The organism is Pseudoalteromonas luteoviolacea DSM 6061, assembly GCF_001625655.1.
Lineage (GTDB): Bacteria > Pseudomonadota > Gammaproteobacteria > Enterobacterales > Alteromonadaceae > Pseudoalteromonas > Pseudoalteromonas luteoviolacea.
Window position 1 is genome coordinate 22,846 of the sequence record NZ_AUYB01000124.1, and the last position, 16,711, is coordinate 39,556.

Here is a 16,711-nt window from a genome sequence, read left to right on the forward strand (position 1 = left end):
TTGTAATTTTCAAAGATTTTTATCACATAAAATTAATACTGTCTATTGTTCATTCAACTATATGAAATGTTTCATAGCTCTGTCGCTATAGTAAGGAAATATCATTTTAAGAGGGAGAAGTGTAATAAATTACGCAATGAATTTAGTTCAGTCTATTTGAAAAAATGCGCTTGATGTTTATTGTGAAGTTAATTTTATTTTTTATATCCTTATGATTTTATACATTTTTTTATAATTATATTTATTGCTATTATTTTGGTGTTATCTAATGCAAAAATGAAAACGGTCAATAACCATCTGGTTGTACCAGTTGTATGGGTATTTCCATGAAATTGGAGATAGTCAAAGTTTATTGTTGCGTTTATTGCATTTTTGGATGGTGGGGTAGCTTAGTGCATTTGCATATTTAAATTATGCATTTAGAGAAATAAACCAGTAGGAGCTGCCTGTTAAAAGGCAGCTATATATCTTTAGACTAGTTTTCAAGCCATTTTTGAGCCGAAGATAGTATACCTTCACTATCTAGTCCCATTTCACTGTGCATCTCTGTTTGAGTGCCGTGCTTGATAAACTCATCAGGAATACCTAAGTGCATCACAGGGTGGGTAATTTTATTTGCAGCAAAGAATTCACTAACAGCACTACCTGCACCGCCTGCAATTGCGTTGTCTTCCAACGTTATAAAATGGCTGTGTGTCCCTGCGAGTGTTTCGAGCAACGAAGTATCTAAAGGCTTAACAAAGCGCATATCAACAAGTGTCGCATCTAACTGCTCGGCTGCGTGATGAGCATTTTCCAATAATGTACCAAAGTTCAATATCGCGAGTTTTTGCCCATCACGAACCGTATTCGCTTTGCCGACTTCCAGCTTTGTCATGGTTGACTCTATCTCCGCGCTGCCAGCAGAACCTCTAGGGTATCGAACAGCGGCCGGTTTATCTAATACATGACCGGTGTACAGCATTTGCCTGCACTCATTTAAATCACTTGGTGTCATGATAACTAGATTTGGAACACAACGCATAAAGCTCAGGTCATAAGCGCCTTGGTGAGTTTCACCGTCAGCACCGACAATACCGGCGCGGTCAATCGCAAACAGCACTGGTAAGTTTTGTAGTGCTACATCATGAATTAACTGATCGTATGCGCGTTGTAAAAAGCTTGAATAAATGGCAACTACCGGGTTTAGACCTTCACAAGCGAAGCCTGCACCAAGTGTCACAGCATGTTGCTCTGCAATTGCAACATCAAAGTATTGAGACGGGTATTCTTTTGAAAACCTCACCATCCCAGAACCTTCGCGCATAGCTGGTGTAATAGCCATTAAACGTTTGTCCTGTTCAGCCATGTCACATAACCAGTCACCAAATACTTTAGAGAAAGTTGGTGCGCTAGGCTTTGATTTTGGCAAGCTATGGACGCTTGGGTCGAACTTGGGCACTCCGTGGTAACCGATTGGGTCGGCTTCAGCAGGCTGATAACCTTTACCCTTTTGGGTTTTAACATGAAGTAATTGAGGTCCTTTGAGGTTGCGCATATTACGAAGTGTGTCAACTAACATATTGACATCATGACCATCGATTGGACCAATGTAGTTAAAACCTAACTCTTCAAAAAAGGTGCCAGGGATCACCATTCCCTTCAAGTGCTCTTCCATTTTACTAGCCAGTTCTTTAACTGGTGGCACACCTGAAAGTAGCTTTTTACCACCTTCGCGAATATTGGTGTAAAAACTGCCAGATAAAATGCGAGCGAAGTGATTATTCAATGCACCCACATTTTCGGAAATAGACATCTCATTATCGTTAAGGATCACCAGCATGTCTGACTTGACATCACCCGCGTGGTTCATCGCTTCGAAGGCCATACCTGCGGTCATTGCACCGTCGCCAATGACGGCTACCGTTTTACGGTTTTTACCCTCTTTTTCAGCTGCAATTGCCATAGCCAATGCCGCAGAGATAGAAGTACTAGAGTGCCCAACACTAAAGGTGTCAAATTCGCTTTCGTCACGATAAGGAAACGGATGAAGTCCATCTTTTTGACGGATGGTGTGCATTTGACTCTTACGGCCCGTAAGAATTTTATGCGGATAAGCTTGGTGGCCCACATCCCACACTAACCTGTCAATAGGTGTGTTATATACATAATGAAGTGCGACGGTTAATTCTACTGTGCCCAACCCTGAGGCTAAATGGCCACTGCTTTGAGACACAGAATCTAATAAATAACCTCTCAGCTCCGCGCTAAAGTCATTTAACTTTTGCTGTGGCAATTGGCGCAATTGTTGAGGCTGGTCAACCAATGCCAATAAGGGATACTTGCTACTATCAAGAGTCATATTATTTGTAATATCCTTAGCAAACCTTGCTGAATTATATACAAAGCTTGCCAATAGTTTTATAAATTTAAAGGGAACTTGTCATTAAATAGTCATTTAGAACAGGGCCAAGATTAATGGTCTCTGGCAATAATGTACTTTGCTAGCTCAGACAGTAATTGTGTATCAGCATCTATTTTATCTAAAGCTTGCAATGCTTGTTCAATCAGCATTTGAGCCTTATTTTTTGCACCTTCCATACCTAGTAACGCAGGATAGGTTGATTTGTTGTGCTGTAAGTCTGAGCCTTGGGGTTTACCCAATGTGCTGGTATCGCCTTCAATATCGAGAATGTCGTCCTGTACCTGAAAAGCTAATCCAATAGCTAAGCCGAACTCCTTTAACTGACTACGAGTTAATTCTGAAACATTGGGCGCACATAAAGCACCCAATTCAATCGCACAATTAAGCAGAGCGCCTGTTTTTAGTCTATGGATACGCTCTAACTGATCAATATCGATCATTTTATCGGTAGCTGCAATATCAAGCGCTTGACCGCCTACCATGCCTTGCAACCCCGACGCCTGTGCTAAAGTTTTAATCATCAAGACCTGCTGTTGTGAAGAAACAGCGAATTGATGAGAAGATAACAGTTCAAATGCCAATGTTTGTAACGAGTCACCTGCAAGAATTGCCTGTGCTTCATCAAAAGCAATATGGCAGGTTGGTTTGCCTCGTCTCAGATCATCGTCATCCATAGCCGGTAAGTCATCGTGCACTAAAGAATAACTATGTATGCACTCAACTGCTGCCGCGGCCGTATCAAGATCCTGTTTTGATGCGCCTAGCATCTCGCCTGTGGCGTAAACTAAAAATGGTCTTAATCGTTTTCCACCATTACTAACTGAATACAACGCAGCGGCTTTGGCCGTTGGATCTGTGTTTAAATCTTGGTCAAAATAACTTTTAATTGTTTGCTCGACGTCTTGCCTTGCGATACTGAGTCTTTGTTGTAAATCCACGCAATTATTCCACTTGATCCGAAAACTCACTTGGTGCGGCCGTTTCGTCATTGGCGAGCAATATTGATACTTTTTGTTCTGCTTGTTGGAGTTTTTGATTAGATGCTTGGGCTAGTTTCACACCTCGTTCAAATTGCTTTAGGGATTGGTCTAAAGTCAATTCACCACGCTCCATTTCTTGAACAATGGTTTCTAACTCGGTGACAGCTTCTTCAAAGCTCATGTTTTCTGGTTTTTTAACTGCCATATCTTCTCTTCACTTTCACGCAAAACTTTTAAGGGCTCAATTTTATGGTTAATAAAGATAGAGGTCAAAGTATCTGATAGACTTTTTTATTAACCTTATAGCTTAAATTGCATTGAATCTTTACGTATATTCTCGCAATTTAAAGGGTTTTTAATATAATTGAATTAAGTTATTGCAAAACCTGCCGATAACTCAACGTATAACAATAACTGCGTGATATTTCACGGATAAATACCTTTGGAGGGTGTGTGGATTTAGCAACCGTTATAGGTATCCTTGGTGCCATTGGTTTGATAGTCATGTCAATGGTTCTGAGTAGTGATGGTCAACTTGCCATGTTTTACAATACTCCTTCAGTGGTGATTGTATTCGGTGGCTCAATATTTATAGTGCTTTCGAACTTTACAATGGCGCAATTTTTGGGCATTGGTAAAGTAGCCGGAAAGGCGTTCATGTTTAAAATTGAAACGCCAGAAGAACTAATTGAAAAAGCAGTGGAGCTAGCTGACTCAGCGCGTAAAGGCGGCTTCCTTGCATTGGAAGAGGCAGAAATACCCAATCCATTTATGAGAAAGGGTGTTGATATGTTAGTTGATGGGCATGATGCAGATGTTGTGCGTGCAACACTACAAAAAGATATTGCTTTGACCGCCAATCGGCACGAATTAGGTGCTGGGTTGTTTAAATCACTTGCTGATATTGCGCCTGCAATGGGTATGATAGGTACATTGATTGGTCTGGTTGCGATGTTATCTAACATGGATGACCCTAAGGCGATTGGTCCTGCGATGGCTGTTGCACTTTTAACGACACTTTATGGTGCATTCTTAGCTAACGTTGTTGCTATTCCAATTCAGGTTAAATTGGAGCTTAGGAAAGACGAAGAGGAGCGCAATCAGCGCTTAATCTTAGATGCAATATTAGGTATCCAAGACGGCCAAAACCCGAAAGTGATCGAGGGCATCTTGAAAAACTACTTGCCAGAATCTAAACGTGGTGACGGCTCAGAGGAGTAGGCTATGTCTGACGAGAACGAATGTAAATGCCCCCCACCGGGCTTGCCAGCTTGGATGGGGACTTTTGCGGATCTCATGTCGTTACTGATGTGTTTTTTCGTTTTGCTTTTGGCATTTTCAGAAATGGACGTATTAAAGTTCAAACAGATTGCTGGCTCGATGAAATTCGCCTTTGGTGTGCAAAATAAAATAGAAGTAAAAGACATTCCGAAGGGCACAAGTGTGATTGCAATGGAGTTTACTCCGGGTAAGCCAGAGCCTACGCCGATAGAAACCATACAACAACAAACAGTTGAAATGACACAACAGATGCTTGAATTCCAGGCGGGTGAGGAAAGCTCCGCTGGTGGTAGGCAAGAGCAGCGTGGCAACAAGCGCGGTGGTGAGTCGGCCAGTACTGCACAAGAGCAATCGATGACACAGGCTGTAGCGGCAGCAGATCAAGAACAAGTAAACGAGTTAGTGAAGAAAATATCTCAACAGTTAGAGAAGCAAATCATGGATGGTGCCATTGAATTAGAATCTCTCGGTCAGCAAATCATCATTCGGATTCAAGAAAATGGTTCATTCCCATCAGGTAGTGCATTTTTGCAGCCTAAATTTAAACCTGTGATCCGTGATATAGCTGATTTACTTAAAGATGTGCCGGGTGAGATCACCGTATCCGGACACACAGATGATTTTAAGGTATCTAACGAGCTGTATTATAATAACTGGGATTTATCAGCAACGCGCGCAGTAGCTGTTGCGAGTGAAATGGAAACAGTGAGTGGATTTGATAAAAATCGTATGGTAGTAGTAGGGCATGCCGGTACTCGTCCTTTGGTACCAAATGCAAATGATACGGATCGAAAACGTAACCGACGCGTCGAAATATCGATTTTACAAGGTAAAGCAAAAGAATCCGATCCTATTGAAGTTAGAAGGGAAAATAACTAGAAAATATTGCGTGATTAACATTTTTGGGCTAACGTATGTTGGCTTTTAATTTTATTAATTTAAGGGAGTTTGTTATGTCTATGCTATATAAATTTGCAGATATGCCTGGTGGTAACGGTTCGGGTCACGACGGTGACAATGACAAAGAAGACAAGTAGTTTCTTCTCTATTAGATAAGCAATCAAATTGAATACTTCTACCTTTATAGAATATGTGAATAGCTATGAGTTTTATACGACGTTCATATCTGTTTTAGATGATTCGCTTACTCTACTTGCCTTTTTGGCCTGTGTTGCATTCGTTTTTATTAAAGACAAGCAGGCCTTTAGGTACTCTTTTTTGTGCCTCATATTCTATATTGTCGGTGCTTTTACCTTTGAGCCAATAAAAGCATTTGATGACGACAAGGTTTACCGTTATATCCTCTGGGCACTAAACGACATTATCTTTATTGCTATTGTGGCGTACTGGGCATTAAAAGATAAAATGTATATGTGGCAAAGTATTATGGTCCAGTTAGTTGTGTTGCCCGCGCCAATTCTTCAGCTATTCCGTTTAGTCGACAGGCACTTAATGGATTTGAGCTATTCGACCTACTTGTATAAATCAGTACTGCCAATTGTAAATACAGTGACTGTTGCGTTATGTTTCGTTCCCTTATTATGGCATTTTGGGCAAAAGCTCAAATGGAAAGATAGTTCTCTCAAGAGCTAAAGCCCGTTGTTACAGCTTCTGATTTTATAAATCTATATCTATTATCTGTAATTCTGCATTCATGTCAGAGAATTTTAGTAGTCCAGATACTTGTACAGAGGTTTTGTTACCTCTTTGATCTGGGAGTGCCACTTTGGTTAAGTCAAACTTACAGCTTTCCAACCTAATGTCTTGGCTAAACCCTGCTGATAAGCAAAATGTTTCTACGTTTGAACCGACAGTTTGTGTTTCACAATAGGACGGGTCTAACGTCGCTAACGCTGTATTTGCAACTTGCTGCAGAGTCAGTGATATATCAAACTCGGTTTGGTTACAACTCAAAATTATAGGATTTAAATTGGTCTGTGAGTCACCAAGCGTAATTAAGTGATTGTCTTTGTCTCTATAGTGAATGGTCAGGTTTGCACTACTTAGCGGTAACGAGACTTTTTCAGGCTGACCTTTGGAGCGCCAATCTGTCAAAGAGGCTATCTCAGGAAGCTCTGTCTTGACCTTAAATTCGGGCGCGTAGTAATAGAGTTCGCCCTTATTAAATGACGCATTGTTGTCGCCGTCCCAGGTTTCTGCGTTGAGAGAACCAAAAACGCTGGCGGCTAATAAGCACAGAGTTTTATCTGAAGAAAGAGTATGTGTTGCGCCTAGGGAACGACTGTCCGAATAAAACCTGAATTCAGGCTTTGATTGTAAGCGCTCGCCTTCTACCTGCCAAAATACCCCAGAGAATTCAAACTTATTGAGGGAGCGTTCGGCGCTAAAATCGGCTCCACAATCACTTCCTGTATTCGGGGTTTGGGTATTTGGTGTATCTGGCGTTGTGCTGTTATCCCGTTGTAGAGGTGTGTCATTCTCACCGCCACACGCTGTGAGGAATAGTAGCGGCACAATTGCCAATGTAGCCTGTTTCATACTTCACTCCTTTATAATTAGACACATTATATACACTGTGAAAAGATAAAATCGACAATTGAATTGTAAGAAAGTGGGGGCAACTTTTTAGAGAGTGTAAGCTGATCGACATTAGCAATGAGATGCAGAAACGAGATCAGCGTATAGGTAGTCGGAGAAAAGCGCCTTTAAAGGCGCTTAGTAAGTATATTTTACCCTAATGCAGGTATGAAACCGAACATTTGTAAACACTGGGCTGAGATAATAAGTACACCACACAAGCCTGCACAGGCAAGTCCCAAATTGCCGCCGCGCACTTGGTAACCAGACGTATTTTCTTTTCTTTGTTGCCATACCATGGCCACAGGCAAGAAAATAGCGAGTACAACTAATGCGATGGCTGCATAGCCTAGTGCCATAATAAAGCCTTGCGGGTAGAAAAGTGCAAAGCCTAAAGGCGGTAAGAATGTAATGAGGGCTGTTTTAGCTCTATCCATACCTGTATTGTTTTGCTTGAATGCATCGGCAAAAAAGTCAAACAGCCCTAAACTCACACCTAAAAATGATGTCGCAAGTGCTAAGTCGGCAAAAATAGTCACAAATGTATGCACTTTTGAACTGTGGGCGATGTTTGAAATTGAGCTGACAAGCCCTTGCAAGTTTTCACTTTGTATCAATGCTTCCTGAGCCATAATTCCCTGACTTAGGAGTTGCCAAAATACATAAATAGTCAAAGGTAGTGCAGCACCTGCGATCATGACTCGGCGTAGTGTTTTAATGTCTAAACCAACATATTTCACGATAGAGGGAATGGAACCGTGAAAGCCAAATGAAGTGAAAATAACCGGAATGGCTGACAAAATTAAGCCCTGCTCAATTGGCATATTTAATAGGTGCTGTCCATGAACATAGGGAGTTAAAACAAAAAATAAGCTGGCAAGTACGATTATTTTAATCGTGAACAACACGCGGTTAAGTTTATCCACCGTACTGGTCCCAAGCGCTACGATTGTTGCCACTGTAATGGCAAGAAGAACCGAGCCTATTTGCGGCGCAATGTCCATGCCTGTGAGATTACTAAGCTTTTCTTGCAGCTGTGAGCCTCCACCCGCGATATAAGCTGCACATAGGGCATAAAATAAGAAAACCATTGAAAAGTTAGCAATATATTGACCTTTGGTCCCTAAAATTTGCTTGGCTAGCGTATTCAAAGTGGCTTCTTGATTAGCAAACTGATGCACTTCGAGCATAAGCAGGGCGGTGTAGGTCATTAACAACCAAGTTGCGATAATTAAAATGAGCGAAGTGGTAAAACCCAGTCCGGCCGATGCGATTGGCAGCGCGAGCATGCCAGCTCCAATCGTAGTACCTGCGACGATCAGCATACTGCCCAGTGTTTTATTATTAAGCACAAACTGCCCCTATATTTGTGAGAGAAACAGGCACAATATAACGGTCTGCACAAAATTGAAATAGTTTTGCTGAAAATCAAAGTAAAGGATTGTAATTTATGTCTTACAAAAGTTAATGGTAGTTGTTTTTAGTGAAGCTAACTTGTTGTAAATTAAAGGCTGAATATATGAAGAATGTTTCATTTTAAAGACAAAAAGCCAGCTTGTGCTGGCTTTTTAAAAAGGTTACTTAGTGTGGAAGGTAAGCATCGTCTTCAACCAATGTCATCAGTGAAGTATTACCTCCAGATGCCGTCGTATCAATACTGATAGTCTTTTCAGTGATTAGGCGACCTAGTAGCGTATCGTAGTACTCAGCACTTATTACTGGCAAGATTGCACCGCGGCGCGCAGCAAGCTGTGTGCTGAAATAGCCTTTGCGCCCACAACTACTGCTAACCACGGCACCTGCTAGGTGCTCATGGGCTAAGATTGCAGGTAACTGGTTTAGCTTAGCAACCTGTAGTACGCCTTCAGTGATGCCAGTGCTTAGTAGCTTGTCTCTAAAGGCTAATGCTTCTTCATGGAACAGATCAGATACCACTGTTACCACAGTATTACCAGCGGCAAGCGCAGTGATAACTGAAAGCACCCAGAAATTGAAAGAAGTGTCTTTGTCTGCATAGCAAACTACACAGCCGCGCGATTCATAGCGCAGTGTATTTGATTCACCAGTTGGTCCCGGTAACTCAATCACTTTATCTAGACGTTTTTCAACACGGATAAGTTGTTCACGTGCATCTGCTAACGTTTTATTCAAATCATCAGCAAATGTATCTAGGATTTCAACTTTAGCCAGTTTAGCCAATAGCTGGCGCATCGCTGAAACACGGTCATTTAGTGGCATTGAGCGCCACGTTTTCTCATCACGTTTTGATAGCGACATCATGCGTGATACTTGCTCTTGCGCACCTTGGTAAGCTGTGATCTCTTTGCTATCGACTTTAACTTTGGTCGCTTGGATATGTTGCTCTGCTTGGTTTTCTTTTACCAAACGGGCAATGTAGTTTGGGCCACCTGCTTTAGGGCCAGTACCAGATAGGCCACGACCACCAAACGGTTGTACACCAACGACCGCACCTATCATGTTGCGGTTGACGTAGATATTACCTGCGCGTGATTGCTTCGCTAAGTACTCTGCACGCTCTTCAATACGAGTATGAATACCCATAGTCAGACCAAAGCCTGTGCTGTTTACTTGGTCAATAACGTTGTCTATTTCTGAGCCTTTAAAGCGGATAACGTGTACACATGGGCCGAATACTTCTTTCTTAAGCACAGAAAGATCACTGATCTCATATAAACGTGGTGCAAAGAAGAAGTGACCAGTTTCACCCATATCAGGTAGTGAGCATTCATAATGCAACGTCGCATTGCCTTTGAGGTATTCAACGTGCTCATTGAGCGCATTTAGTGCTTTTTGGTCAATTACAGGACCAACATCAGTAGATAGGTGCGCAGGGTCGCCAATGTGTAGTTCTTTCATTGCACCTTTGATCATGCCAATAACTTTGTCGGCAATTTCTTCTTGCACAAATAATACACGAAGTGCTGAACAACGCTGGCCAGCACTTTGGAAGCCTGACGAGATTACATCGTCCACCACTTGCTCTGGAAGTGCTGTAGAGTCAACGATCATACAATTTTGGCCACCAGTTTCAGCAATCAGAGGCACTTGATCGCCACCACGCTCAGCAAGCGTTTGTGAAATGCGAGTACCAGTTTCAGTTGAACCTGTGAACATCACAGTTTGAATACGTGTGTCTGGGACAATGTGCTTACCTACTTCACTACCACGGGCAATAACTGGCTGAACGATGCCTTTTGGTAAACCTACCTCTTCCATTAGTTCAATCGTGCGAAGGGCAATCAATGATGTTTGCTCAGCAGGTTTTGCGATAACAGTGTTACCTGTCACAATTGCAGCAGCAACTTGACCTAGGAAGATTGCCAGCGGGAAATTCCAAGGACTGATACATAAGATCACACCGCGTGGACTAAAGCGCTTATCCAGTGCAAGCTCTTCAGCTTTTGCTGCATAGTAACGGCAGAAATCAACCGCTTCACGGACTTCATCGATGCCGTCTTGCGTTATTTTACCCGCTTCTTTGATACACATCGCGATCAGTTCGTCACGATGACGCTCAAGCGCGTCACCAGTTCGGCGTAAAATTTCTGCGCGTTCACTTACTGGTGTCTGCGACCAAGTTGCAAATGCAGTTTCTGCATTTACCACAAGTTGCTTCATTTCGTCCGCGTCTTGATGACGAATAGAGCCAATTACTTCATCATGATTAGCAGGGTTTAATACTGCTTCGTGACCTTCAGGGACATCTGATACTGTCATCAAGTTTTCTTCAACCCACTTTTGCAAGTTTTCACGCATCGGCGTGAGATGGTTGATGTTAGTCAGATCAAGGCCTTTCGAGTTATTACGTTCGTCACCATATAAGTTAATTGGCAGCGTAATTTGCATATTGCGCTTGTGTTTAACACGTTGGATCTTTTCTACTGGATCTTCAAGTAGTGATTCAACAGGCATTGATTCATCAACAATCGCATTTACGAAAGAAGAGTTCGCACCATTTTCAAGTAGACGGCGAACAAGGTAAGCAAGCAAGTCTTCGTGCTGACCAACAGGCGCATATACACGACATTGTACTTTGTCTTCAGTTACAACTTGGTTGTACAGTGAGTCACCCATACCGTGTAGACACTGGAATTCAAAGTTATTGAATTCGCCTTTTGCAAGCTCAAGGATTGTGGCAGCGGAGTAGGCGTTGTGTGTTGCAAACTGTGGGAAGATCACATCACGTGCATTCATTAACTTGATTGCACATGCTTTGTAAGAGACGTCAGTGCTGGCTTTGCGCGTAAATACCGGGAAGTCTTCAAGGCCATCAGCTTGTGAGAGTTTAACTTCAGTATCCCAATAAGCCCCTTTTACAAGACGAACCATCATCTTGCGACCAACTCTGCGACAGAGTGCTTCAAGCCAATCAATGACCCAAATAGCACGCTTTTGATAGGCTTGTACAGCAAGACCAAAGCCATTCCAGTTACCTAACGCATCATCAGAGAATACCGCTTCAATGATATCTAGAGAAATATCTAAACGGTCTGCTTCTTCAGCATCGACTGTGAAGTTAATGTCATACTGCTTTGCAGCAAGTGCCAACTCTTTAAGCTTCGGTACAATTTCAGCCATCACACGGTCGCGGTGGGAAAACTCATAACGTGGATGAATTGCTGATAGTTTGACAGAGATACCTGGGCTCTTGATAGGGCCACGGTTATTTGCTGCTTTACCAATGACATGAATCGCTGTCATGTAACTATGGAAGTAACGCTCGGCATCGGCCATGGTACGTGCGCCTTCACCTAGCATATCGTATGAATATGCGTAACCAGTGGCTTCTTTCTTTTTGGCGCGTTCAAGTGCCGTTTCAATCGTGGTGCCCATAACAAATTGTTGGCCCATGATCTTCATTGCATATTGTACTGACTTACGAATTGCTGGCTCACCAATGCGACCCATAGTGCGTTTTAGTAAACCAAATTTCGCTTCTTTAGTCTTGTCAGCATAGTTAACCATTTTACCGGTGAGTAATAGGCCCCAGCTCGACGCGTTTACAAATAGTGAGTCACTATTACCTAAGTGCGAGCTCCAGTTACCTTTGCTAAGCTTATCGCGAATTAACATATCTTGCGTTTGTGCATCTGGCACGCGTAAAAGCGCTTCCGCCAAACACATCAGTACAACACCTTCTTCAGAAGACAGTGAGTACTCTTCTAGTAATGCATCTACACCGTCTTGACCGTGTTGGTCTTTGCGGATGTTTAATACCATTTGACGGGCACGTTCCCATGCACGAGTACGCGCAGAGGCACCGACTTCAGCAAGCGGTAAAATATGATCGATGACAGTTTCTTCATCAATACGGTAGAAGTCACGGATCTTTTGACGGATCGGACATTGGGTTGTTAAATCGCCTTGAAATAGCATAGGTTAAACCCTCAATATAAAAACCTAAGTACTACGAAGACAGCGAGTGTCTTCTACAGCTCAAAGAGCAAGCTGCCGTGTAAATTTGCGGTGGTTAAATTTTAGTCCCTAAGTGATAAGAAACAACTTTGCCCTTATCATAGGAACGCCATAGAATTTGAGAGCATTGTATAGAAGTTTCAGCAGAATATGCTGTTCTATTTTGGCTAAATACGGTAAATTTAGGGGTGTAATGACTTTCTTACAGAATTTTATGCTGCATGACTACATCAATAAAAACCAGAGTGTTAGATCGCATCGACACTGCCATATTAGAAGTGCTACAAAAAAACGGCCGAATTTCAAATGTTAATCTTGCTAAAGCCGTTAATTTAAGCCCCAGTCCATGTCTAGACAGAGTTAAGAAGCTTGAAGCTGAGGGATATATTGAAGGCTATGCTGCAAGATTAAACGCAGAAAAGCTGGGCCAGAAGCTGGTGGCGCATGTCGAAATTACATTAAAAAGCTCTACAGAGTCGGTATTTGAAACCTTTAAGCAGCACGTCGTCAAGATACCACATGTTGTGTCTTGCGATATGGTTGCAGGGGGGTTTGACTATTTATTAAAAATCCGAGTTGCTGATATGCACCAATACCGAGAGGTGCTGGGACAAATCGTTGAAATACCTGGAGTGGGAACTAATCACACCTACATGGTCATAGAGCATGTAAAAGAAGATACCGGAGTGACGACCCTATCTTTTGTTAACAATTAGTTTTCAATGTGTCCTTTTTATTTATGGGAGGAGTGTTTTTTATCGTTATTTTTGTAATAGTTTTAGCGACACAATAAAGTGTTATGCTTTTTCTTTTAAGTGTCTGTTTTTCACGTCTATATTTCATAAGTTTATGTATATATTTAACTTTATTTTTGTTTTTATTATTCCTAGATCATAAAAATTAAAGAAAATAAATTACAGTATATTACAGCTGTACCTATTTTTGTGTTAATTTAATTTGGATCAACAAAAGTTTAATTATTGTAAATTTATGATTCTTGTTGGCAATTTTTTACCCTAATCTGACATAGAATTTGGCAAAGTAAGGTAAAAAAATGACAACAGCGACGCGTACAAAGGATATTACGCCTTTAGATTCAATCCAATTTGAAGTGCTCATCGATAATACTCCCATCACCGCCTGTGAAGGTGAAACGGTACTTTCCGTGCTGCAAGCAACAAACATGAAACGCATCAGTGAAAATGACAGACAAGTCGTTACAGGTGCTTATTGCTCAATGGGTGTGTGTCATTGCTGCCATGTAAAAGTGAATAAGCAACATAAGCAGAGGGCCTGCCAAACTTTGGTTGAGCCTAATATGCAAATTGAAACGCTTAGTAATCGATTTAAAGAAGAGGGTTTGTGTAATGGCAAATGCTAGCCCTGTTGTTATTGTTGGTGGTGGCCCATCCGGTACCGCGGCTGCTGCGATGCTTGGAAAATATCAAATCTCCTCGATCATTGTTGAAGAGGCACCAAAAATAGGTGGAGTAATATATCGTGGACCACTTCGTAAGACACAATCATTGCCCCATTTAGATGATAACCTTCAGCGCGCCATGAGTGCATTACGTACACGATATGAAAACAACCGCAGTTTTATCGATCTCAAATTGCAGACTCGCGTATTGGGGCCGGAAGGTAAGCAACAACTATTGCTGAGTGAAAATGGCCAATTGACGACGCAAAGTTACAATGAATTGATTTTAGCAACGGGTTGTCATGAACGCAGTATTCCATTTCCTGGTTGGCAATTGCCAGGAGTAATGTTGCTTGGAGGTGTTCAGCTACAAATAAAGAGCGGGTTAGTTCGGCCGGGAGCGAGAATGGCTTTGGTAGGGACCGGACCACTTTTACCGCTAGTAGCATGTCAATTGCATAAAGCTGGTGTAAATGTTGTGGGGGTCTATGAGGCTAGTTCATTTAACAAGCTTGCTAAAGAAGCCGTTGCGCTTCTAAACAAACCCAAGTTAACGCTTTCTGGTTTGAGCATGATGGGTTATCTAAAAAAACATCAGATCCCATTTTATTATGGCCATGGCATTGTTAATGCTCAGGGCAGCAATAAGCTTGAGCGAATAACTGTTGCGCCGTATGACGAGCAGTGGCAAGCGGATCATCGTCAATCGCAATCCATAGAGGTAGATGCGATTGGGGTTGGATATGGGTTTGTTGCACGCACTCAGCTTGCCATGTTACTAGGAGTTGAGCACAAATATACAAAAGTGAGTGGTTACATACCCAAGTTAGATGATAATTTTCTGAGTAGTCAGGACAACCTCTATGTTGTTGGAGATAGTAGTGGCCTACTAGGGGCTGATGCAGCCATTTGTGAGGGGCAAATTGCCGCAATTGACATTGCGCTGAAGCGCGGTGCGGTAACCACAAGTGTTGCTCAAAAAGAAAAGCAAAAAGTAATGCGCAAACATGCGCGAATCGCACGGTTTAGATTTGGTTTTGACCGGTTCAGCGAGCGTCAAAATGGTCTACTCAATTTGGCCCAAGACGACACTGTGGTTTGCCGTTGTGAGCAAGCAACTAAGAAACAATTAGACGATGCAATTAAACAAGGTGTAAAAGATCTTACAACATTAAAGATGCGTACTCGTATTGGCATGGGTGACTGCCAAGGTAAGACTTGCAGTAGCTACGCTTTGGACTTGTTGCACCAAGCAGGTCATAAACAAAATTCAAAAACAGGGGTGATAAAGCCTCGATTCCCATTGGACCCAATCCCCTTTACTTTTATGGAAGAAACATTCGATGAGCAAATATGATGTCGTTATTGCTGGTGGTGGTGCTATCGGTGCCGCATGTGCATATTTTTTAAGCCGAGATACCAAGCTTAAAGTCGCCTTGGTAGATATAAAAAAGCCGGGGAATGCGTCTCGCGCATCTGCTGGTGGGCTATGGGCAATAGGAGAGTCAGTTGGGCTTGGCTGTGGCGTAATCTTTTTTAAAACCTTGTCAAAATTGCAAAGTGAAGCACAAGGAGAAGAAGTACCTACAATGCGTCCTCACCAATTGCCAGATTGCTTTTTTGAATTGGCATTAAAATCAAATGCGATGTACCCAGATCTTTATGAGGAGTTACGTTCAAAGCATGATGTAGACTTTAAATTCGAGCGAACTGGACTCAAGTTTATTATGTATAACCGTGAGGATGAGTTATACGCAGATCAGATTGTCAGCGGTATTCCCCATTTAAGTGATCAGATCCGGTGGTTAAATGCGGAGCAGTTAAAAGCAGAAGAACCGTATGTAACGCCTGATGCAATCGGTGCCATTGATTTTAAGTGCGACCATCAAGTAAATCCATATCGCCTTGTTGAAGCATATACAGAAGCGGCGCGGCAAAATGGAGTTGAACTGTTTTTACACACTGAAATTGAGCATGTAATACGTGATGGCAACCGAGTTTTGGGGTTAAAGACGGCAGCAGGGGAGTTGCGGTGTGATACCGTGATCAATGCAACGGGAGCTTGGGCTAATACTTTATTCAAGCAAGCCACTGATCTTGATATGCCGGTTTATCCTGTAAAAGGGCAAATTGTACTGTCTGAGCGGATGCCTAAGATCCTTAATGGCTGCATTAGTACCAGCGATTGTTATATTGCACAAAAAGACAATGGCGAAGTATTAATTGGCTCTTCCACTGAAGAAAAGGGCTTTGATACCACCAATAGCCTAGATAAAATCCAGGAGCTGTCGCGAGGAGCGATGAAATGTTTGCCGATCCTTAATGAGTCAAACATAAAGCGATGTTGGGCGGGGCTGAGACCAGGCACACCAGATGAACTACCTATTTTGGGTGAAGTTCCTGGAGTTGAGGGTTACCTTAATGCGTGTGGACACTTTAGAACGGGGATCTTAACTTCAGCGATCACTGGTAAGCTAATGACTGAACTCGTAACTGGCCAGCCTACTTCAATTGATTTAACACCGTTTAGTGTTACTCGTTTCTTTGAAAATTCGTAGCTGCTATAACACGCGGTAAGTGGTCTAGTGAGTACTCAATAGGCCATCTACAAGGCTAAATTCCTTTCTTAAAACCGTTTAAAAGCGGTTTTTT

14 protein-coding genes are annotated in these 16,711 nt (G+C 42.2%); 8 read left to right on the forward strand and 6 right to left on the reverse strand.

The window, feature by feature from the left end:
* Positions 1-475: 475 nt before the first annotated feature.
* The 3 genes from dxs to xseB form a co-directional block, all read right to left on the reverse strand.
* Positions 476-2,341, reverse strand: coding sequence for a 1-deoxy-D-xylulose-5-phosphate synthase (dxs, locus tag N475_RS17880; protein ID WP_063357531.1), 1,866 nt, complete (start codon positions 2,339-2,341; stop codon positions 476-478).
* A 113-nt stretch (positions 2,342-2,454) separates the two neighbouring features.
* On the reverse strand, positions 2,455-3,342 hold the full coding sequence (gene ispA, locus N475_RS17885; RefSeq protein ID WP_063357532.1) for a (2E,6E)-farnesyl diphosphate synthase: 888 nt from the start codon (positions 3,340-3,342) through the stop codon (positions 2,455-2,457).
* Between the two features lie 4 nt (positions 3,343-3,346).
* The gene (gene xseB, locus N475_RS17890) at positions 3,347-3,589 is read right to left on the reverse strand and encodes an exodeoxyribonuclease VII small subunit (protein ID WP_063357533.1); all 243 of its coding nucleotides are present in this window, start codon (positions 3,587-3,589) and stop codon (positions 3,347-3,349) included.
* Positions 3,590-3,837: 248 nt separating this feature from the next.
* Between xseB and pomA the strand changes: the two genes are divergently transcribed.
* The 4 genes from pomA to N475_RS17905 are packed head-to-tail and all read left to right on the forward strand — an operon-like array spanning position 3,838 to position 6,258.
* A complete protein-coding gene (gene pomA, locus N475_RS17895; RefSeq protein ID WP_063357534.1) occupies positions 3,838-4,605 on the forward strand; it encodes a flagellar motor protein PomA in 768 nt (255 codons plus the stop codon).
* A 3-nt stretch (positions 4,606-4,608) separates the two neighbouring features.
* Entirely contained in the window at positions 4,609-5,544 is a 936-nt protein-coding gene (locus tag N475_RS17900; protein ID WP_063357535.1) for a flagellar motor protein MotB, read from the forward strand.
* A gap of 35 nt (positions 5,545-5,579) precedes the next feature.
* On the forward strand, positions 5,580-5,702 hold the full coding sequence (locus N475_RS26215) for a hypothetical protein (protein WP_264373383.1): 123 nt from the start codon (positions 5,580-5,582) through the stop codon (positions 5,700-5,702).
* 28 nt (positions 5,703-5,730) lie between these two features.
* On the forward strand, positions 5,731-6,258 hold the full coding sequence (locus tag N475_RS17905) for a hypothetical protein (RefSeq protein WP_227008453.1): 528 nt from the start codon (positions 5,731-5,733) through the stop codon (positions 6,256-6,258).
* 24 nt (positions 6,259-6,282) lie between these two features.
* On the opposite strand, the gene N475_RS17910 is transcribed toward N475_RS17905, so the two are convergent.
* The 3 genes from N475_RS17910 to putA all read right to left on the reverse strand — a co-directional run bounded on the left by N475_RS17910 (position 6,283) and on the right by putA (position 12,600).
* Complete coding sequence (locus N475_RS17910; protein ID WP_063357537.1) at positions 6,283-7,164, reverse strand: hypothetical protein; 882 nt, start codon at positions 7,162-7,164, stop codon at positions 6,283-6,285.
* Between the two features lie 191 nt (positions 7,165-7,355).
* Positions 7,356-8,555, reverse strand: a complete 1,200-nt coding sequence (locus tag N475_RS17915) for an aromatic amino acid transport family protein (protein WP_081215953.1) — start codon at positions 8,553-8,555, stop codon at positions 7,356-7,358.
* Positions 8,556-8,784: 229 nt separating this feature from the next.
* Complete coding sequence (putA, locus tag N475_RS17920; RefSeq protein WP_063365731.1) at positions 8,785-12,600, reverse strand: bifunctional proline dehydrogenase/L-glutamate gamma-semialdehyde dehydrogenase PutA; 3,816 nt, start codon at positions 12,598-12,600, stop codon at positions 8,785-8,787.
* A 260-nt stretch (positions 12,601-12,860) separates the two neighbouring features.
* Between putA and N475_RS17925 the strand changes: the two genes are divergently transcribed.
* The 4 genes from N475_RS17925 (at position 12,861) to N475_RS17940 (ending at position 16,617) form a co-directional block, all read left to right on the forward strand.
* A complete protein-coding gene (locus tag N475_RS17925) occupies positions 12,861-13,355 on the forward strand; it encodes a winged helix-turn-helix transcriptional regulator (protein ID WP_063357539.1) in 495 nt (164 codons plus the stop codon).
* 338 nt (positions 13,356-13,693) lie between these two features.
* Positions 13,694-14,020 carry a 2Fe-2S iron-sulfur cluster-binding protein gene (locus tag N475_RS17930; protein ID WP_063357540.1) on the forward strand — a complete coding sequence of 109 codons (327 nt, stop codon included), beginning with the start codon at positions 13,694-13,696 and terminating at the stop codon, positions 14,018-14,020.
* Entirely contained in the window at positions 14,007-15,416 is a 1,410-nt protein-coding gene (locus N475_RS17935; RefSeq protein ID WP_063357541.1) for an FAD/NAD(P)-dependent oxidoreductase, read from the forward strand. Before N475_RS17930 ends, N475_RS17935 begins: the two co-directional genes overlap by 14 nt.
* A complete protein-coding gene (locus N475_RS17940; RefSeq protein ID WP_063357542.1) occupies positions 15,403-16,617 on the forward strand; it encodes an NAD(P)/FAD-dependent oxidoreductase in 1,215 nt (404 codons plus the stop codon). The genes N475_RS17935 and N475_RS17940 overlap by 14 nt, the downstream gene beginning before the upstream one ends.
* Positions 16,618-16,711: the final 94 nt, after the last annotated feature.